Source organism: Sphingomonas melonis, from assembly GCF_013409985.1.
GTDB classification, from domain to species: Bacteria; Pseudomonadota; Alphaproteobacteria; order Sphingomonadales; family Sphingomonadaceae; genus Sphingomonas; species Sphingomonas melonis_A.
In genome coordinates, this window is sequence record NZ_JACCBY010000002.1 from 573,704 (window position 1) to 592,640 (window position 18,937).

Genomic DNA, 18,937 nt, shown 5'->3' on the forward strand with positions numbered 1-18,937 from the left:
CCGGTGAGCCGCGGTGGTGCTCGCCGACCGCGCCTACGCCGCCGATTGGTTGCTCAGGCTCTCGCGAGGCGCGGCACCATCGCCTGCATCGCCTCGCGAATCTGCCCCTAACCCAGACGCGCCAGTGCCGCGGACAGCCGTTCGGCCTCGGCCGCCTTGTCGGCGTGGTCGGCCTTGGCCTTTTCGACCGCTTCCGGCTTGGCACGCTCGACGAAGCTCGGATTGCCGAGCCGTCCTGCCAGCGCGTCGCGCTCCTTGGTGGCCGCCGCGATCGCCTTGGCGAGGCGTCCGCGCTCGGCGTCGAGGTCGATGACGCCCTCCAGCGGCAACACGAAGGTCGCCTCGTCGACCACCACCTGCGCCGCACCGCCGGCAACGTCGCCGTCCGTCCGCTCGACGCGGGCGAGCCGCGCCAGCACCGCCGCCTGCCGCGCCAGCCGCGCCTCGGTGGCCTCACCCGCATCGCGCACGTGCAGCGGCAGCCGCACGCTTGGCGGCACGTTGAGCTCGGTCCGCGCTGCGCGGATCTCGCCGACCAGCCGGATCAGCCAGTCGACCTCCTGCTCGGCGGCGGGATCGAGGCTGCGCGCGTCCGCCATCGGCCAGTGCGCGACGATGATGTCGTGCGTCCGCGGCGCCATCGCATGCCACAGCTCCTCGGTGATGAACGGCATGAACGGATGGAGCAGCACCAGGATCTGGTCGAACACCCAGCCCGCAACGGCCTTGGTCTCCGCGTCGATCGCGCCCTTGATCAGCTCGAGGTACCAATCGCAGAAGCGGCTCCACACGAACTGGTAGATTGCGTTCGCCGCGCCGTCGAAGCGATGGTCAGCGAGCGCGAGATCGACCGCCTGGACCGTCCGCACCGTCTCGGCGATGATCCACTTGTTGACCGCCAGCGTCGCCGCGGGCGCCTCCAGCGTCGTCGCGCCGCCGATGCCGTTCGCCTGCGCGAAGCGTGCCGCGTTCCACAGCTTGGTCGCGAAGTTGCGATAGCCCTCGACGCGCTTCTCATCCATCTTGATGTCGCGGCCCTGGCTTTCCATCGCCGCCATGAAGAAGCGCAATGCGTCGGCGCCGTATGTGTCGATCAGCCCGAGCGGATCGACGGTGTTGCCCTTCGACTTCGACATCTTGGCGCCATCGGCGGCGCGGACGAGTCCGTGCAGGTACAAGGTCTTGAACGGCACTTGCTGCATGAAGTGCATGCCCTGCATCATCATCCGCGCATCCCAGAAGAACAGGATGTCGAAGCCGGAGATCAGCACATCATTGGGATAACGCCCGCCGAGCGTCGGGTCGTCGTTCTCCGGCCAGCCGAGCGTCGCGAACGGCCACAAGGCGGAGGAGAACCAGGTGTCGAGCACGTCGGGATCGCGGGTCAGCGTTACGCCCGCCCCGGCCTGCGCCTGTGCCGCCTCCTCGGTCTCGGCAACATAGGCGTTGCCGTCGGCGTCGAACCATGCCGGGATCTGATGCCCCCACCAGAGCTGGCGCGAGACGCACCACGGCTGGATATTGTCCATCCAGTTGAAGAAGGTCTTCTCCCAGCTCTTCGGCACCATCGTGATCGCGCCGGACTTCACCGCCTCGATCGGGCGCTGCGCCAGCGTCTTGGCGTCGACATACCATTGGTCGGTCAGCCACGGCTCGATCACCACGCCGGACCGGTCGCCGTACGGCGTCTGGATCGTGCGCGGTTCGGCGTCATGCTCGACGCCCTCCTTGTCGACGTGCGGGATCAGCACGCCCTCGGTCTTCAGCCGCTCGACGATCGCCGCGCGCGCGGCGAACCGGTCGAGCCCGATCAGCTCGGCGGGGATCAGCCCGTCGGCGGTCTGGCAGACCTGTGCCTTGGCATCGAGCATGTTGAGCATGTCGCGCGCCTCGATCCCGGCGCGGCGGCCGACTTCGAAGTCGTTGAAGTCATGCCCCGGCGTGATCTTGACCGCGCCCGAGCCCAGTTGCGGATCGGCATGCTCGTCGGCGACGATCGGGATCAGCCGGCCGGTGATCGGCAGCCGGACCTGCTTCCCAATGAGCGCGGTGTAGCGCGCATCCTCGGGGTTCACCGCCACCGCCATGTCAGCAAGCATCGTCTCGGGTCGCGTCGTCGCCACCTCGATGAAGCCCGAGCCGTCGGCGAGCGGGTAGCGCAGATGCCAGAACTTGCCCGCGACCTCCTTGGTCTCGACCTCGAGGTCGCTGATCGCGGTGCCGAGGCCGGGATCCCAGTTGACCAGCCGCTTGTCGCGGTAGAGCAGCCCCTGTCTGTGCAGTTCGACGAACACCTTGAGCACGGCTTTCGAGAAGCCCTCGTCCATCGTGAACCGCTCGTTGGCCCAGTCCATCGAACAGCCGAGCCGGCGCAGCTGGCGGGTGATCTCACCGCCGCTGGTCCGTTTCCAGTCCCAGACCTTGGCGACGAAATCCTCGCGGCTGAGGTCGGTGCGCTTCTCGCCCCTGGCGGCCATCTGCCGTTCGACCACCATCTGCGTGGCGATGCCGGCATGATCGGTGCCGACCACCCATAGCGCGTCCTTGCCCTTGAGCCGCGCATGCCGCGTCAGGATGTCCTGCAACGTATTGTCGAGCGCATGGCCGATGTGGAGCGAGCCGGTGACGTTGGGCGGCGGATTGACGATCGTCCACGGCTCGGCATGCGGCCGGTCGGGGCGGAACAGGCCGTTCGCCTCCCAATGCTGATACCAGCGGGTCTCGATGGCGGCGGGGTCGAAGGTCTTGGGAAGCTCGGTCATGCCCGCGCTTTAGACGGGGAGGAGGCGGTTCGTCACCTCCCCGTCTGCAGGCCCGTCTGCAGGCCCGTCTGCAGGCGCGCCTGCGCGGCCGTTACTTACCCGTCCACCGGTCCATCCAGCCGAGCACCTCGCGGTACCATTGCCGGGAGTTGTTCGGCTTGAGCACCCAATGGTTCTCGTTCGGGTTGACCAGCAGCCGCGACGGAATGCCGCGGCGCTGGAGCGCGGTGAAGGCGGCGATCCCCTGCGTATAGGGGATGCGGAAGTCCTTCTCGCCGGTGATGACGAGTTGCGGCGTCTTCCAATTCTGGACGTGATTGACCGGGTTCCATTTCTCGAACGCGGCTGGGTCCTCGTAATAGGCCTTGCCGCCATGTTCCCATTCGTCGAACCACAGTTCCTCGGTCTCGTACGCCATGGCGCGCGCGTCGAAGACGCCGTCGTGCTGGACGATGCACTTGAACCGGTCGGGCCACTGGCCCTCGATCCAGTTCATCATATAGCCGCCATAGGAGGCGCCGAGCGCGCAGGCGCGGTCGCCGTCGAGCCAGCCGAATTTGTCGGTCGCAGCCTTGAGCCCGGCCTTGAGATCGTCGAGCGGCCAGCCACCCCAATTGTTGCTGATCGCGTCGGTGAATGCCTGGCCGTAGCCGGTGCTGCCGTGGAAATCGACCGCGACCAGCCCATAGCCGCCGCCGGCGAACACCGCCGGATTCCACCGATACGACCAGCTGTTGTCGCTCGATCCCTGCGGGCCGCCGTGGACCATGAAGGCGACCGGCACCTTGCCGGTGCTGCCCGCCGGCTTCACCGCATAGCCCCAGACGGTGTCGTTGTTGGCGCCGGTGAAGCTGAACCGGGTGACGCTGGGCATGTCGATGCCGGCGAGTTTGGCGGCGTTGACCTGGGTCAGCCGGGCCGGCTTGCCCTTGCCCGCGACGGCATAGAAATCATCGGGCGCGGTCAGGCTGTTGAGCGCGATCACCGCGCCCTTCGCCGTCGCCGCCACCGCCGAGACATGGCCCTGCTGCGTCAGCCGCGTCACCTTGCCGGTCGCCGGATCGACCGCGAACAGCGGATTCTCCTGCGTGTCCTGCGCGGTGACGTAGATGCGCTTCGAATCGGGCGACCAGGTCACCGACGACGCCGACCGGTCCCAGCTCTCGGTCAGCGCGCGCACCTGTCCGCTGGCGAGATCGCGCAGCATCAGCACCTGACGGTCCGCCTCGAAGCCGGGCCGCTTCATCGCCACCCAGGCGAGGCTGCGCCCGTCAGGCGATACCGTCGGCAGCGTATCAGTGGCGCGATTCGCCGCGGTCAGGTTGACCGGCGCGGCCGAGCCGTCCGCCGGCGCCGACCAGATATCGAGATTGGTCGACAGCGGCTCGGTGGTGCCGGCGATCCGCAAGGCGAAATAGACCGTCTTGCCATCGGCGCTCCACGACACCTCCTCGCCGCCGCCGAAGGGGCGCGACGGCGTGTCGCCGTCGAGACCATGTTCGATCGCCACGCCGTCACCCGGCGCGCCAGCGGCGGTCAGTGGCAGGACGAAGAGCTGCGAATGGCTGCCGTCGACCCATGTGTCCCAGTGCCGCACGAACAGCTTGTCGTAGACGCGGCTTTCGCCGGCATTCGGGTCCTTCTTCTCGATCGCGGGTGCAAGGCTGGGCGCGTTGGGCTTGCGATCGGCCCAGACGAGGATGCGGTCAGCGGTCGGTGCGACCTTGAAGCCGCCGAACCCGCCCTGGAAGCCGGTCAGCTTGCGCGGTGCGCCACCGCCGACGGGCACCGACCAGATCGCGTCGTCGCCGCCCTTGTTGGAGCTGAAATAGACGGTGCCGCCGACGATCTGCGGATCATTCTCGTTGACGTCGGGTTCGGCGACCAGGGGTTCGGGCTTGGCGCCCTTGCGCGACAGGTCGAGCCGCCAGAGGTCGTATCGCCCGCGATTGGCGGCGAGGTCGGTTTCGCGCTGCGCCCAGACCATCCACTTGCCGTCCGCCGAGACGGTCGGCGCGCCGATGCGGCTGAGCGTCGTGACGTCGTCGATGGTAAGCTGACGGGCAGCGGCGGGAGCGGCCATGGCCGCAACGGTGGCGAGCAGGCTCGCGGCGAACAGGGTTTTCATGGCGCGGAGGTTAGGCAGAAGCGCGCCGCGGGGCAACGTGGCGTGTGTGGTTACCCGCCTGCCGCCCGACGTGACCAATGCCCCTCTCGCTCCCGTAAGGCGAGGGCGAGGGTTTGTTAGACCACGCACGCCGGTTGAAGGGCACAGCCCTTGCCCCCGCAAGCGGGAGAGGCGCATCATCCCCGCCTCGCAGGGATGATGCGGCCGGATCAGCGCATCTGCGAGGTGATCTTGGCAATCTCGCGCGCGACCATCGTCTCGACCATCTCGGGAAGATGCGTGTCGAGCCATTCGCGCAGCATCGGGCGCAGCATCTCGCGCACCAGACCCTCCAGCGTGCCTTCGCTCTCGGGCTCTGGCTTGACGAGCAGCTTGCTCAGCGTTTCCAGCGAGCCCAGGCTGGCGGCGGCGGCTTGGTGGGACAGGATCGGTTCCTCGGACATCGACGGCTGAACGGCTGCGGCGCGGGTCGGTTGCGCGGCGGGCTGCGGCGTGGGGGCGGATTGCGGCTGGGTGTGCAGACGCGGCGCGGGGGCCGACTCGACGTCCGCCTCCGGTTCGACATGGGGCTGACGCTGCGGCTGCGGTTCGGGGATCGCGGCGTGCAACGACGGCATCGGATCGCTCAGCTCGAGCACTTCAACCGCGTCCGATTCGATCGGTTGCGGCTGCGTGCGCGGCCGGCGCGATCGCGCCTGCGTGCCCTCCCCCTCTTCGGCGATGATCCGCTTGATGGACGACAGGATCTCTTCCATCGACGGCTCCGCGCTCATATCCCCCATGATCCTGACGTCCCTACCTTTTTCGACGCCATTATTGGCGGCTTGGCGATGCAGCACCTGTCGTCAACGCGGGGCTTCTGTCAACTGGCGTATCGAGCAAAGGGTCACTCGGCTTGGCCACGGCGGCATTTTGTGCGGGCGTTTGCGCGGTCGATGCCGCCACCGGGGCGGGTTCGCCGTCGCCGCCGTAATCGCTGATCCGGTTGCGCACCCGCTTGTAGTTGACGGTCGGATCGTACAACGCGCCGCCATCGAGGCCCAGATCGCGCGCCTCCGCATTGCCCATCGCCGCGAGCAGCGCGAACCCCGCAACATAGGCGTCGCGCCGCGCGCTCACCAAGGTCACCTGGCTGTTGAGCAATTCCTGCTCGGCATTGAGGATGTCGAGGATCGTCCGCGTGCCGACGCTGTTCTCGGCCCGGACGCCTTCGAGGCTCAGTTTGTTGGCGTTCACCGCCGTCTCGGACGAGGCGATCACCTGCTGCGACGATTGCCACACCGCATAGGCCGAACGCGCCTGCGCGATCACCGCACGCTCGGCGGCGGTGACGTTCTCCAGCGACTGGCCGCGCAACGCCTCGGCCTGGCGCACCTGCGCCGCGGGGCGTCCGCCCTGGAACAGCGGCAGGTTGAGCTGCACCCCCGCCGACGCGGCGGTGCCCGAATTGGGCAGCGGCGACCCGGCCGGCAGCGTCTGGAGGTAATTGAAGTAATTCGGCCCGGCGACGATCGACACCCGCGGCAGGCGATTCGCCCGGGCGACGTTGACGTCATAGCGCGTCGCATCCGCCTGCCGCCGCGCCGCGATCAGGTTCGGATTGTTGTTGAGCGCGATGCTCACCGCGCCATTGGGGGAATTGGGCAGATTGGGCAGCGCCGGCGGCTCTTCCAGGGCGACCGGCGGTGTGCCGACGATCTGGATATAGGTCTCGCGACTGGAAATGAGCTGCGCCTCGGCCTGCTGCAATTGCGCGCGGGCGAGCGCCAGCCGCGCTTCCGATTGCGCGACGTCGGTACGGGTCAGGTCGCCGACCTGGAAGCGGTCGCGGCTCGCGCGCAGGTTCACTTCGAGCACGCGCACGTTCTGCTGATTGAGCGAGGTAATCGCCTCGTCGCGGATCACGTTCATATAGGCCGCGACGACATTGGTGAAGGTGCTCGCCTCGGTGCCGCGCAGCGTCGCACGGCCGGCGTCGACGCGGGTCTCGGCGGCGCGCACCGCATTCTTGACCGCGCCACCCTGATAGATCGGCACCGAGAAATTGAGCGCGCCCGACGCGGTCCGCTCGGGATTGGCGAAATTGTTGTTCGCCTGCAGGAAATTGTCGACGACCGAGCCGGTCGCATTGACGCCGGGAATGCCGTTCGACCGTGCGATCGGCACATTCTCGTCGGTGGCGCGCTGGGCGGCGCGCTGGCCGGTCAACGTCGGGTTGGATGCATAGGCCTTGGCCAGCGCCTCACGCAGCGTCTCCGCCCCCGCCGGCGCGGCTAACCCCACCAGCGCCGCGCCTCCCAACAACAATCCCCGCATCATCCCCCCGTTTATCATTGTCTAGAATTTGAAGCCCTGTGGCGTCGCGAAGCCCGGCAGCACGACGCAGTCGCAGTCGAGGAACGGCGACAGGCCGAACCCGCCCTCGGTCTTGCGGCCACTGGCGAGGCGGATCACGCCATGTTCGATCACGCCGGTGACGACTCGGCCCCCGGTCTTGATCTGGTCGATCAGCGCGTCGGGCAGATGCTCGACCGCACCGTCGACGATCAGCACGTCATAGGGCGCGCGCTCGGCGTGGCCGGCGGTGAGCGCCCCCTCGACGAAGGTGACGTTCGGCGTACCGGCGAGCGCCTCGCGCGCCAGCGTCGCGAGCGCGGGGTCCTGCTCGACCGCGACCACCTCGGCGACGATCTGCGCGAGCAGCGCCGCCGTATAGCCGCCGGCGGCGCCGATCAGCAGCACGCGATCGCCCTTTTCCAGATACGCCTCGGTCAACAGGCGGCCGATCACCATCGGCAGGTTGATCGCGCGCCCGCCGCCGACCGGCAGCGCGGTGTCGCGATAGGCGAGCGTGCGCGATTCGGCCGGCACGAAATTCTCGCGCGGCACGGTGTTCATCGCCACCAGCACACGCTGGTCGCTGACCGCGTTGGTGCGCAGCTGGCTGGCGACCATCGCCTGCCGCATCACCGACAGATCGGCGGAATCGTGCTGCTTCGTGTCGACGCTGATATTCATGCTGACCCCTCTCGCACAGCCGTATTAGCCGCGCAATACACTTCGTAACTGTCCGGCTTGTATCGCGCGCGATGCGTCGCGCCAAGCGGACGCACCGTTATTGCCGGGCGGCAGAACGTATGGCCAGCACCGGGTGCACTCCGTATGAGCCGCGCCATGATCCCCGCGACCTACCACAAGTTCATCGACTGGATTGGCGACGGCACCGGCCTTCCCGACACCATCCTCCACATCCACGCCGGCATGGCGGTGCTGATGATCGCGCGGCTCCTCACCCGCCGGTCGTTGGGCAGCTTCGTGCCCTGGTCGTTCGTGGTGCTGGCGGAGGCGTTCAACGAGGTGATGGACCGGCTGACCTTCGGCTCGTGGCGCTGGGACGACACGATGCTGGACATCGCCAACACGCTGTTCTGGCCGACGGTGATCTGCCTGGCGATCCGCCTGCGGCCGATGCTGCTGCCGCGCGACGCGGCGCGGGTCAGGATGTCGGAGCAGACATAGGGAAGTTGGAGGCCCGACCGGGAATCGAACCCGGGTGCAAGGATTTGCAGTCCTCTGCGTCACCACTCCGCCATCGGGCCTCGACGCGGGAGGGCGGCTGATGGTCGGTTTTGCCCGGACCGTCAACTGCCGATTTGCAGGAAATGCTCCAGCATCGTCACCAGCGGCACGTCGGCGGGCGGCATCGCGAGCCCGTGCATCGCCGCCGGTGCCACCCAGGCGAGCGCCGTCGCCTCCAGCGCCTGCGGCGCACCCTGCCAGTCGCGCACGGCGTAGAGCAGCAACAGCAGGTGGCGTTCGCCCAGAGCGGCGCTGGCGAAGGTCAGCGGCACCATCGCAGCGGGATCGACCGTGATCGCCAGTTCCTCCGCCAGTTCGCGCGCGAGCGCCGCCTCGGGCGTCTCGCCGGGCTCGACCTTGCCGCCGGGGAACTCCCACAGGTCCGCCATCTGCTTGCCGGGCGGCCGCCGCTGGAGCAGCACGCGCCCTTCCCCGTCGATCAGCGCCGCCGCCACCACCGGCATCAGCCGCACCGGCGCGGGCATCGAATGAGGCGTGTCGTCAGCCATTCGTTAAAACTTTCCAACTAGTTGCCGCACGATGACAGGCCATCCGCCCCTCTGCCGCCGGCACCGCTCGATCAAGAGCCTCTGGCGTGATTCGCGGGGTGCCAGCGCGGTGGAATACGGCCTGATCGTCGCCCTGATCGTGATCGCGATGATCGTCGCGCTCCGACAGGTCGCCAACGTCACCACCGCCATGTGGCAGGACGTCAACACCCAGGTCACCAACGCGCGCTGACCCGCCGCCCCGGCTCGCCTTTCAAAAAACTAAACTACCTTAAATATTTAGCAACCTCGACGGGGCTATTGCGCGCTTGCTGCTCCGGTGTCGCCGGTTCAGCCGGGTGACTGAAGTATCGAGTATGGAGACCGGAATGCTGGCAATTCGCAAGTTCATCAAGAATAGCAAGGGCGCCACCGCGATCGAGTACGGCCTGATCGCCGCGCTGATCGCCGTCGCCGCAATCGCCGCAATGCGCGGCCTCGGCACGCAGCTGACCAGCACGTTCAGCAACGTGTCGTCGAACATGAAGTGATCTAACCTCCGGGTCAGATCATGCGAAGGGCGGCGGACCTGCGGTTCCGCCGCCCTTTTTGCGTGCCGGTTACAGCCGCCCCATGCTGAGGAACTTTTCGCGCCGCTCCTGGCGCAGCGCCGCCGCGTCGCGATGGTCGAGCGAGCCGAGCGCCTCCTCCAGCGCGTCGCCCAGGTTACGGATCGCCTCGACCGGATCGCGATGCGCGCCACCCAGCGGCTCCGGCACGATCGTATCGATCACCCCGAAGGCCTTGAGATCCTGCGCGGTCACCCGCATCGCCTCCGCGGCGTCGGCCGCCTTGTCCGCGGTGCGCCACAGGATCGACGCGCAGCCTTCGGGGCTGATCACCGAATAGATGGCGTGTTCGAACATCAGCACGCGGTTGCCCGCCGCCAGCGCCACCGCGCCGCCCGAGCCGCCCTCGCCGACGATCGCCGCGATGACCGGCACGCCCGCCGCCAGGCACGCTTCGGTCGAGCGGGCGATCGCCTCGGCCTGGCCGCGCTCCTCCGCCTCGATCCCCGGGAAGGCGCCCATCGTGTCGACCAGCGTCACCACCGGCAGGCCGAATCGGCTCGCCATCTCGACCAGCCGGATCGCCTTGCGATAGCCCTCGGGCTTGCCCATGCCGAAATTGTGGCGCAGCCGGCTCGCCGTATCGGAGCCCTTCTCATGGCCGATCACCATGACCTTGCGGCCGCGGAAGGTCGCGAAGCCGCCCATGATCGCCTGATCGTCGGAAAAGGCGCGGTCGCCGGCGAGCGGCACGAACTCGTCGAACAGCCCGGCGACATAGTCCTTGAAATGCGGCCGTTCGGGATGCCGCGCGACCTGCGTCTTCTGCCACGGGGTCAGTTTCGCGAAGGTATCGCGCAACAGCTTGTCCGACTTGGCCTGCAGCCGCGCCAGATCGGCCGCGATGTCGATCGTGCCGTCCGCCGCGGTCGCCCGCAGTTCGTCGATCCGCCCTTGCAGTTCGGCAATCGGTTTTTCAAATTCGAGGAAGCTCGCCATGACGCGCGGGTTACGGGCGACGCGCGCGTCCGTCAACGCGCCCCGGATCACCGAGTGGATGGCGCGCGTTGACCAGCTCGACCAACCGGCTGGCATCGACGTGCGTATAGATCTCGGTCGTCGCGATATCGGCATGGCCGAGCATCGATTGCAGCGCGCGCAGATCGGCCCCGCCGGCAAGCAGATGCGTCGCGAAGGCGTGGCGCAGCACGTGCGGGCTGACCCGGTCGGGCGGAATGCCCGCCTCCGCCGCCAAGGCCTTGATGAGCTGGTATAAACGGATGCGCGACAGATGCCCCTTGCCGGACGGGAACAGCCACGGCGCATCGGCGGCGACATGCGTGCGCCATGCCGCCACCGCGGCGCGGGCGCGATCGGACAGCGGCACGAGCCGCTCGCGCCCGCCCTTGCCCTTCAGGATCAGGAAGGGCCGGTCGGGATGGATGGCGTTGCGCGGCAGGCTGACGAGCTCGGTCGCGCGCAATCCCGATCCGTACAGCAGCTCGACCAGCGCCGCGAGCCGCAGGTCGTTGGGCAACGGCCGTTCCACCCCCGTACGCGCGCCGATCGCCGCGAACAGCCGCTCGACATCGCCATGGCCCAGCACCTTGGGCAGCGACCGCGCCGCGCCCGGTCGCGGCAGCGCCTTGCCCGGATCGTCCGCGCGATGGTTCTCGTCGACCAGGAAGGCATAGAAGCGCCGCAGCGCCGCCGACTTGCGCGCGACCGTGCTGCGCGCCAGCGCGCGCCACTCCTCCGCCAGCGCCTCCAGATCGGCGGCACCTGCCGCGACCAGCCCGCCCGGCACCGCCGCCGCGGCAAGCATCAGGTCGCTGCGATAGGCCGCGATCGTGTTCGCCGCCGCGCCCGCCTCGGCAGCGAGCATCTCGAGGAACCGCTCGATCAGCGCGCGGTCGCCGCTGCTCACACGCGTGCGAGCGCCTCGGCCGCGATCATCCGTGCCTCGCCCTCCAGTCCGACCGCGCGCAGCGCGCTGACGATGCGATAGAGCATCGCCGGCGGTACGCCGCGCCATTGCGGGGTCTGCATGCCGATCGCGGCGAGCAGGATCACCGTGCCCTTCTGGCCGTCGGCGGCGGCGCGGTCGATCGCCCGCGTCCAGCTGTTCTCGGCGCCGATCGTCACGTTGAGCGCGGCCGCCGCCCGCTCGATATCGTCCGGCGAGAGGCGGCCGAGGCCGGCGAGCCCGGCGAAGAACAGCCGCTGCTTGAGCGCCGCATCGCCGCGCCCGGCATAGGAGGACAATTGGCGATAGCTCAGCCGCCCGCCCTGGTCGGGATCGGCGAGCGCGATCATCGCCCAGGCGTCGCCGCCTTCATCGACCGCGGCGCGCCACCGCGCCGCGCTGCGATCCAGCCCGGCGGTCAGCATCGAGGCGACGAGCTGCGGCGCATCGGCGATCCCCGTGCGCACCGGCAGCCGCGCCGCGGCACGCGCGGTCAGCACCAGCCGCGGGTAGGCGGGCGTCGTGCCCCACAGCGCGCGCAGCGCGGTGAGCCGCGCGTCCATGTCGCCGCCCACATAGGCGGTGCGCAGGTCGTTGATCGACGCAGCGATCGGCGCCGGCGTGTCGTTGGCGGTGTCGAGCGCACCGTAGAGATCGATCAACGCCGCGGCGGACAGCACGCCCTGCCCCGCCGCCGCCTCGGCGGACGGCAGCCGCTCGGCCATCGGAATGCTCGGCGACAGTGCGTACCAATAGCGGGTCTGCGCCCCCGCGGTCGCGAACAGCGTGTCGGGGATGGTCACCCCCGTCGCCGCGGCGAGCCCGAACCGCCAGGCGGTCAGCGCATCGACGCCCGCCCATTCGATCGTCACCGCCTGCCCGCCATTGGGGCCGGCACCGACGACCTTCTGCGCCAGTTGCAGGTCGATGCCGGTCGCCACGTTGCGCTTGCGCGCCGCGGTGATCAGCGCCTTGGCCTGCGCCGGATCGCTGGCCAACCCCGCGCACATCGCCTGCGCCAGCGTCCAGCCACGCTCGCGCGTCGCGGCGAAGGCGGCATCGGCGATCGGGCACATTTCGGCGGGATCGCCGGTCGCCAGCGCCGTGTTCATCGCGACCTGATAGAGTTTGGGCGTGTAATCCGCATTGTCGACGCTCTGCACGACGGCACGCGCGCCGACCGCCTCGCCCATCCGCAGCAGCAGCCAGGCGCGCTCGGCGGCAAAATCGGCACCGCCGACGTGGCTCGGCGTATCGAGCTGCGCGACCAGCGCGCGCCGGAGCGCGATCGACAGCCAGCGCGACGGCAGCGGCGCGGCGACGCGGCGCATCAGCGCCTCGACATAGCGACCGTCCGCCTCGCCGAACGCGTCCGCGGCGAGCGCGCCCTCGCGCTCCCCCGCCGGCCCGACCCGGTCGAGCGAGCGGCGGGCCGACAGCGGCATCTCATATTGCGCGAGCACCGCCGGATCGACCGTCGGCGTCGGGCTCGGGGTGGCGCTGGCCACCGGCGCCGGCAGGTCGAGCGGCAGCGGCTGGACGAGCCCGCTCGGTGCAGGCTGCGGCGCGGCGGAAGCGCCGGTCGCTGCGGGACGCGGCGCGGCCGTCGTCGCGCGCGGCGCCGGGGTGGGCGCGGCCGCCGGCTCGCCGAAGCCCGGCGGCAGGATCGATTCGGGCCGCTCCTGCGCATAGGCCGCGACCGCCGCGGCGGCGATCGCCACGGCGGCGACGCCACGCGTCAGATGACGCATGCTCACAAGCCGATTGTGTCCCGAACCTGCTGCCACACATCCCCCGTCACGCCGGACCCGTTCCGGCATCCACCGTTCCGCCAATGACCGGCCAGTTGCTCCCGCGGCACCGTCGACCCCGGACCGGGTCCGGGGTGCCGGCGTGGCTGGAGCAGCCGGCTCGCTCATCGCGACCCCAACGCCCTCGATACCCGCAAGGCCTGCGCCTTAGCTGAGGTTGGCAAGCGTCACGGCCTTTTCGACGTGCGTCTGCGGCCGCTCGGAGGCGCGGCCAGCGAGCAGGAACAGGCCGCCGACCACCACGACGAGGAGCACGACGACGGAGAGGACCAAGCGAGACATACGGTACCTTAAGACACGTAAAAGGCGGATGCGGAGCTTTTGCCCCGTCCTGACCCGCTGTATAGCGCTCCGTTCCATGTTGCAAAGCGCTCATCCCCAGCCGATCGGCCCAGACCGTCGCGATCCCACCCGGCCGATCGTGCTGGTCGGGCTGATGGGCGTCGGCAAGTCGACCGTCGGCCGGCGGCTGGCGAGCCGCATGCGCCTGCCCTTCGTCGATGCCGACACCGCGATCGAGGAGGCGGCGGGGATGACCGTCGCCGAGATCTTCGAACGGTTCGGCGAAGCCTATTTCCGCGACGGCGAGCGCCGCGTCATCCAGCGGCTGATGGACGGCACCCCCAAGGTGATCGCCACCGGCGGCGGCGCCTTCATCAACGACGAGACGCGCGCGCTGATCCTGTCCGAGGCGACGGCGATCTGGCTGCGCGCGCATCCCGACGTGCTCGCCGAGCGCGTCGGCCGTCGCGACACCCGCCCGCTGCTGCGCGGCAAGGACCCGCGCAAGGTCCTCGCCGAGCTCGCCGCCATCCGCAACCCGATCTACGCCGAGGCGCATATCCATATCACCAGCAACACCGCGCCGCACGAGACCACGGTCAATGCGATCCTGAAGGCGATCGGCCATGGGCGCCACGCGGCATGAGGACCGTCACCGTCGAGCTCGGCGACCGCCGCTATCCAATCCATATCGAGGCCGGGCTGCTCGCCCGCGCCGCCGATCATCTCGCCCCGCTCGCGCGCGGCCGGACGATGGCGATCGTCACCGACGAGAACGTCCGCCCGCATGCCGACGCGTTGCAGGCGGTGCTCGCCGCCGCCGGGGTGAAGAGCGAGGCGATCGTGCTGCCGCCCGGCGAGGCGACCAAGAGCTGGCAGCATCTCGCCAGCCTGTGCGACCGGCTGCTCGACCTCGGCATCGAGCGCGGCGACCATGTCGTGGCGCTGGGCGGCGGCGTGATCGGCGACCTCGTCGGCTTCGCCTGCGCGATCCTCAAGCGTGGCTGCCATTTCGTGCAGATCCCCACCACGTTGCTCGCGCAGGTCGACAGCTCGGTCGGCGGCAAGACCGCGATCAACACTCGCGCCGGCAAGAACCTGATCGGCGCCTTCCACCAGCCGTCGCTGGTGCTGATCGACCCGTCGCTGCTCGACACGCTGCCGCTGCGCGAGGTCCGCGCCGGCTATGCCGAGGTGGTCAAATACGGCCTGATCGACGATCCCGACTTCTTCGCCTGGTGCGAGGCGCATGGAACCGCGCTGCTCGCCGGCGACCCTGCGGCCCGCGCCTATGCCATCGCGCATGCCGTCGCCGCCAAGGCGCGGATCGTCGCCGCCGACGAACATGAGACCAACGGCACCCGCGCCCTGCTCAACCTTGGCCACACGTTCGGCCATGCCCTGGAGGCGGACACCGGCTTTTCGCAGGCGCTGATCCATGGCGAGGGGGTCGCCGCGGGCTGTGCGCTCGCCTTCGCCTTCTCGGCCGCGCAGGGCATCTGCCCGCAGCAGGACGCCGACCGGGTCGCCGCGCATTTCCGCAGCGTCGGCCTGCCCGACGGCCTCGCCGCCGCCGGCATCACTGCGAGCGGCGCGACGCTGGTGGAGCATATGCGTCACGACAAGAAGATGGCGGCCGGTACCCTGCCCTTCCTGCTCGCGCGCGGCATCGGCCAGACCTATCTCGACAGGACGGTCAGCCTCGCCGACGTCGAGGCCTTCCTCGACGCGCAGCCGCGCTGATGCCCAACGGCGTCGCCAAGCAGAACCTGCCGACCAAGACCTGCCCGGCCTGCAACCGCCCGTTCACGTGGCGCAAGAAATGGGCGCGCGACTGGGAGTCGGTGATCTATTGCTCCGACGCCTGCCGCAAGGCCCGCTAGGCGAGATCGACAGTCCACTGAAATCCTCCCCCGCCAGGGGGAGGTGGCATGCCGAAGGCATGACGGAGGGGGAGGAAACGACACGCAAGACGTGGCTTCCCTCCCTCCCGTTACGGCGGCACCACGCCACCTCACCCGCAAGGGCGAGGAATTAAACGGAATATCGACCCAGCCCGGCGGCTCAGCGCGCCGCGGCGACCCCGGCGTCGAGCGAGCGCGGCTTGAGCAGCATCGCCTGCCGCACCAGCGCTGGGTCGCAGAGCGTGCGCGACGGCTTGCCGATCAGATAGCCCTGGATCGCCGCGCAGCCCTCGCGCGTCACGATCGACAGCTGCGCCGGCTGCTCGATCCCCTCGGCGAGCACCGCCATGCCGAGCGTGCGCCCGAGGGCGGCGACGGAACGCAGGATCGACACCGCCTGCCCGTCATGTTCGATCGCCGACACGAACGAGGCATCGAGCTTGATCCGGTCGAACGGAAAGGAGCGCAGCACGTCGAGCGACGAATAGCCGACACCGAAATCGTCGAGCGCGATGGCGATGCCCATCGCCTTCAGCGCCTGCAACTGGTCGAGCGCGAAGCGGCGATCGTGGATGATCGCGCTTTCGGTCAGTTCCAACGTCAGCCGCTCGGCGGGCAGACCGCTGTCGGCGAGCGCCGCCGCCACCGTCTCGACCAGCCGCGGGTCGGCGAGGTGCTTGGGCGACAGGTTGACCGAGACGACCTGCCGGTTGGGCCATAACGCCGCCTCGAAACACGCTTGGCGCAGGATCCAGATGCTTAAGGGGACGATCTCGCCGCTCTCCTCGGCAAGCGGGATGAACACCAGCGGCGCGATCCGACCCTTCGTCGGGTGGTTCCAGCGGACCAGCGCCTCATAGCCGGTGATCTCACCCGTCTCGACCGCGGCCTGGACCTGGTAATGGAGCTCGAACGCCTCCCCCTCGATCGCGGCGCGCAGGTCGGCGACCAGCTCGCGCCGCGCGCGCACGGCGTCGTCCATCTGCGCGTCGTAGAAGCACGGCTCGGGCGCGTGCGCCGCCTTGGCGCGATCCATCGCCAGATCGGCCTTGGCGAGCAACGCATCGGGATCGAACCCGTCGTGAATGGCGAGCGCGACGCCGATATTGGCGTCGACCGTCGCGGTGAACCGCTCGAAGACGAACGGCGCATCGAAGGCGGCGCGCAGCCGCAGCAGGAAGGCGTCCAGCTCGGCCGGATGGTCGTAGGAGACGACCGCGGCGAATTCGTCACCGCCGAGCCGCGCGACGCACTCGCCCGGCCGCAACCGATCGGACAGCCGCGCCGCGAGCGCGATCAGCAGCTGGTCGCCGGCCTGATGGCCATAGGTGTCGTTGACCACCTTGAACCGCGACAGGTCGAGCATCACCACCGCCATATGGCGATAGCCGCCGCCGACGCGGAAGCGCCGATCCAGCTCCTCGTTGAAAAAGATGCGGTTGGGCAGATCGGTGAGCGCATCGTGCAGCGCCATCCGCCGCAGCCGGCGATAGGCCTCGCCCTGGGTATGGCCGTCGATCAGCGCGCTGACCGCGGCGCCGCCGATGACGATCATCGCCGCGACCGCGGTCGTCACCGCCAGCGTCGTCATCGTCACGTCGGACAGCCCCGCGCCGCGGGTCAGCACCGTGACCGACAGCGCCGCCATGCCGGTGAAGTGCAGCACCGCCACCCCGAGCGCGAGCAGCGCCGCCGCGCCGGCATTGCGCCAGCCGCGCCGCCGCTCGAACAAGACGAACGCCACACCCGAACAGATCATCGCGCCGAGCAGCGAGGCGGCGACATAGCGGCCGTCCCAGCGGACGATGCCGTCGACGCGATAGGCGGTCATGCCGACATAATGCATGATCGTCATCGCGACGCCGACGATCGCGCCGCCGCCGAACCGCGCCGCCAGCGGCCGCCGCGCGGCGATCGCCAGCCCCGGCGCCGCGAGCACGATCACCGCGAGCAACGACGCGAGCGTCAGGATCGGATCGAGCACCACCGGCGCGCTGGCGCGATAGGCCATCATCGCGACGAAATGCGTCGCCCACACCATCGTCCCGACGCCGACCGATGTCAGGCCGATCCAGCCGGTGCGGCTATGCCCCGGCGCCAGCGCGATCCGGCGGAAGGTCTGCAGCGTCGCGGCGGAGCCGAGCAGCGCGACGACCAGCGCCAGCGCGACGAGCCGCAGGTCGTGATCGTGCCCGATACAGGCGAGGACGCGCATCATGCCGCGTCGCCCAACAGGTCGAGCCGCGCCTCCAGCGCCATCGACGCCTGCCGGGCGAGCCCGAGCAGATAGGCCTTCTGGTCGACCGACGCGGGCGCGCGCACGACCGTGTCGACGACGCACAGGGCGCCGATGTCGACGCCGCTCAGCAGCCGCAGCGGCGCGCCGATATAATACCGGATATGCGGCTCACCGACGACGCCGGGCAGCGTCGCGAAGCGCGGGTCGTCGAGCGGCGCGCAGCATTCCAGCACGCCCTCGCGATCGAGGGTGAAGCCGCACAGGCCGTCGCGGCGCGGGAAACAGGTCGGCACGATCCCGCGTCCGACCTGCACCGATTGCATGTCCTCGTGGATCAGCGACAATGCCGCGATCGGCGCCTGGAAGGCCGAGGCCGCCGCGCCGACGAAGCGGTCAAGCGCCGGCTCCCCCGGCGTCTCCAGCCGCGCAAGCCCCTGCACGGCCATCGAGCGGCGCCGCTCGCGCCACAGGCTCTTGAACATCGACCACCCACCATCACCCAGGGCGGCCGTCCTAACCCTAAGATATTAACGAAAGTTACCCGCAGTCGGCATCGGCGCGGCGCACCGCAGCCATGAACGCTGCCACTTTCGCTGCGTCGAGCCGGCCGTCACGCCGCACGCCCGAACACAGGTCGAGCCCGAACGGCCGCACCCGCCGGATCGCCTCGCCGACATTGTCCGGCGTCAAACCGCCGGCGAGGAACACCGGCCGCTCGCTCGCCCGCACGAAGGCGGCGCTGATCGCCCAATCATGCGCCCGCCCGGTGCCGCCCAGTTCCGCCACCGGCGCATTGGGCCGCCCCGAATCGAGCAGGAACGCATGCACATGCGGCGCATAGAGCGGGATCATCGCCAGCGCCTCCGGCCCCTCGACATGGATGACCTGCACCCGCCGCACCTGCGGTGCGCGCGCGGCAAGCGCCGCCGCCTCGGCCGGATCGATATGCGAGACGATTTGCACCGCCGACGGCTGCGTCGCGCGGACATGCGCCGCGATCGCGGCCGCGCTGGTCTCGGCGGTGAGCAGGAAGGTCGCGACCGGCGGCGGCACCGCCGCGGCAATCGCGGCGATCGCCTCGTCCGCGATCGGCCCCGGCCCGGACGGCATCCGCGCGACCAGCCCCAAAGCGTCGGCGCCCGCCGCCATCGCGATCCGCGCCTCCTCCAGCGAGGCGATGCAGCAGATCTTCACCCGTGTCCGCATATC

19 protein-coding genes and 1 tRNA gene are annotated in these 18,937 nt (G+C 69.5%); 6 read left to right on the plus strand and 14 right to left on the minus strand.

Annotation, left to right across the window (positions count from 1 at the left end):
- Positions 1 to 107: 107 nt before the first annotated feature.
- The 5 genes from HD841_RS09230 to HD841_RS09250 all read right to left on the minus strand — a co-directional run bounded on the left by HD841_RS09230 (position 108) and on the right by HD841_RS09250 (position 7,908).
- Positions 108 to 2,762 carry a valine--tRNA ligase gene (locus HD841_RS09230; RefSeq protein WP_179508565.1) on the minus strand — a complete coding sequence of 885 codons (2,655 nt, stop codon included), beginning with the start codon at positions 2,760 to 2,762 and terminating at the stop codon, positions 108 to 110.
- Between the two features lie 91 nt (positions 2,763 to 2,853).
- Positions 2,854 to 4,890 (minus strand): S9 family peptidase, encoded by a 2,037-nt coding sequence (locus HD841_RS09235; protein ID WP_179508566.1) that lies wholly within the window; start codon positions 4,888 to 4,890, stop codon positions 2,854 to 2,856.
- A gap of 209 nt (positions 4,891 to 5,099) precedes the next feature.
- A complete protein-coding gene (locus HD841_RS09240) occupies positions 5,100 to 5,645 on the minus strand; it encodes a DUF2497 domain-containing protein (protein ID WP_257015384.1) in 546 nt (181 codons plus the stop codon).
- A gap of 58 nt (positions 5,646 to 5,703) precedes the next feature.
- Positions 5,704 to 7,209, minus strand: a complete 1,506-nt coding sequence (locus HD841_RS09245) for a TolC family outer membrane protein (protein WP_179508568.1) — start codon at positions 7,207 to 7,209, stop codon at positions 5,704 to 5,706.
- Between the two features lie 18 nt (positions 7,210 to 7,227).
- A complete protein-coding gene (locus HD841_RS09250; RefSeq protein WP_179508569.1) occupies positions 7,228 to 7,908 on the minus strand; it encodes a protein-L-isoaspartate O-methyltransferase family protein in 681 nt (226 codons plus the stop codon).
- Between the two features lie 156 nt (positions 7,909 to 8,064).
- On the opposite strand from HD841_RS09250, the gene HD841_RS09255 reads away from it, so the two are divergent.
- On the plus strand, positions 8,065 to 8,409 hold the full coding sequence (locus HD841_RS09255; RefSeq protein ID WP_179508570.1) for a hypothetical protein: 345 nt from the start codon (positions 8,065 to 8,067) through the stop codon (positions 8,407 to 8,409).
- Between the two features lie 6 nt (positions 8,410 to 8,415).
- Here HD841_RS09255 and HD841_RS09260 read toward each other — a convergent pair.
- Both HD841_RS09260 and HD841_RS09265 read right to left on the minus strand, forming a co-directional pair.
- Positions 8,416 to 8,489 (minus strand) — tRNA-Cys (locus tag HD841_RS09260).
- A gap of 42 nt (positions 8,490 to 8,531) precedes the next feature.
- Complete coding sequence (locus HD841_RS09265; RefSeq protein WP_257015385.1) at positions 8,532 to 8,978, minus strand: (deoxy)nucleoside triphosphate pyrophosphohydrolase; 447 nt, start codon at positions 8,976 to 8,978, stop codon at positions 8,532 to 8,534.
- 31 nt (positions 8,979 to 9,009) lie between these two features.
- Here HD841_RS09265 and HD841_RS09270 point away from each other — a divergent pair, with 31 nt between their 5' ends.
- Both HD841_RS09270 and HD841_RS09275 read left to right on the plus strand, forming a co-directional pair.
- Positions 9,010 to 9,210 carry a Flp family type IVb pilin gene (locus HD841_RS09270; RefSeq protein ID WP_179508571.1) on the plus strand — a complete coding sequence of 67 codons (201 nt, stop codon included), beginning with the start codon at positions 9,010 to 9,012 and terminating at the stop codon, positions 9,208 to 9,210.
- A 136-nt stretch (positions 9,211 to 9,346) separates the two neighbouring features.
- A complete protein-coding gene (locus tag HD841_RS09275; protein ID WP_179508572.1) occupies positions 9,347 to 9,508 on the plus strand; it encodes a Flp family type IVb pilin in 162 nt (53 codons plus the stop codon).
- A gap of 69 nt (positions 9,509 to 9,577) precedes the next feature.
- On the opposite strand, the gene HD841_RS09280 is transcribed toward HD841_RS09275, so the two are convergent.
- The 4 genes from HD841_RS09280 to HD841_RS20725 all read right to left on the minus strand — a co-directional run bounded on the left by HD841_RS09280 (position 9,578) and on the right by HD841_RS20725 (position 13,585).
- Positions 9,578 to 10,525 carry an acetyl-CoA carboxylase carboxyltransferase subunit alpha gene (locus HD841_RS09280; protein ID WP_179508852.1) on the minus strand — a complete coding sequence of 316 codons (948 nt, stop codon included), beginning with the start codon at positions 10,523 to 10,525 and terminating at the stop codon, positions 9,578 to 9,580.
- 10 nt (positions 10,526 to 10,535) lie between these two features.
- Entirely contained in the window at positions 10,536 to 11,453 is a 918-nt protein-coding gene (locus HD841_RS09285) for a tyrosine-type recombinase/integrase (protein ID WP_373562977.1), read from the minus strand.
- Positions 11,450 to 13,243 (minus strand): hypothetical protein, encoded by a 1,794-nt coding sequence (locus HD841_RS09290; RefSeq protein ID WP_179508574.1) that lies wholly within the window; start codon positions 13,241 to 13,243, stop codon positions 11,450 to 11,452. The genes HD841_RS09285 and HD841_RS09290 overlap by 4 nt, the downstream gene beginning before the upstream one ends.
- 207 nt (positions 13,244 to 13,450) lie before the next feature.
- Positions 13,451 to 13,585, minus strand: a complete 135-nt coding sequence (locus HD841_RS20725; protein WP_257015386.1) for a hypothetical protein — start codon at positions 13,583 to 13,585, stop codon at positions 13,451 to 13,453.
- 76 nt (positions 13,586 to 13,661) lie between these two features.
- Between HD841_RS20725 and HD841_RS09295 the strand changes: the two genes are divergently transcribed.
- From HD841_RS09295 to HD841_RS09305, 3 genes are read left to right on the plus strand one after another with little or no spacing between them, the layout of a single operon-like run.
- The gene (locus tag HD841_RS09295) at positions 13,662 to 14,231 is read left to right on the plus strand and encodes a shikimate kinase (protein WP_179508575.1); all 570 of its coding nucleotides are present in this window, start codon (positions 13,662 to 13,664) and stop codon (positions 14,229 to 14,231) included.
- Complete coding sequence (aroB, locus tag HD841_RS09300; RefSeq protein WP_179508576.1) at positions 14,228 to 15,328, plus strand: 3-dehydroquinate synthase; 1,101 nt, start codon at positions 14,228 to 14,230, stop codon at positions 15,326 to 15,328. Before HD841_RS09295 ends, aroB begins: the two co-directional genes overlap by 4 nt.
- Positions 15,328 to 15,468: a DUF2256 domain-containing protein gene (locus tag HD841_RS09305; RefSeq protein WP_179508577.1), complete on the plus strand. Its 141-nt coding sequence runs from the start codon at positions 15,328 to 15,330 to the stop codon at positions 15,466 to 15,468. The genes aroB and HD841_RS09305 overlap by 1 nt, the downstream gene beginning before the upstream one ends.
- 181 nt (positions 15,469 to 15,649) lie before the next feature.
- On the opposite strand, the gene HD841_RS09310 is transcribed toward HD841_RS09305, so the two are convergent.
- Genes HD841_RS09310 through HD841_RS09320 form a run of 3 tightly spaced genes read right to left on the minus strand, consistent with a single transcriptional unit; the run spans position 15,650 to position 18,934 of the window.
- A complete protein-coding gene (locus HD841_RS09310) occupies positions 15,650 to 17,707 on the minus strand; it encodes a putative bifunctional diguanylate cyclase/phosphodiesterase (RefSeq protein ID WP_179508578.1) in 2,058 nt (685 codons plus the stop codon).
- On the minus strand, positions 17,704 to 18,210 hold the full coding sequence (locus tag HD841_RS09315; protein ID WP_179508579.1) for a GAF domain-containing protein: 507 nt from the start codon (positions 18,208 to 18,210) through the stop codon (positions 17,704 to 17,706). Before HD841_RS09315 ends, HD841_RS09310 begins: the two co-directional genes overlap by 4 nt.
- A gap of 55 nt (positions 18,211 to 18,265) precedes the next feature.
- Entirely contained in the window at positions 18,266 to 18,934 is a 669-nt protein-coding gene (locus tag HD841_RS09320) for a phosphoribosylanthranilate isomerase (RefSeq protein ID WP_179508580.1), read from the minus strand.
- Between the last annotated feature and the right edge of the window lie 3 nt (positions 18,935 to 18,937).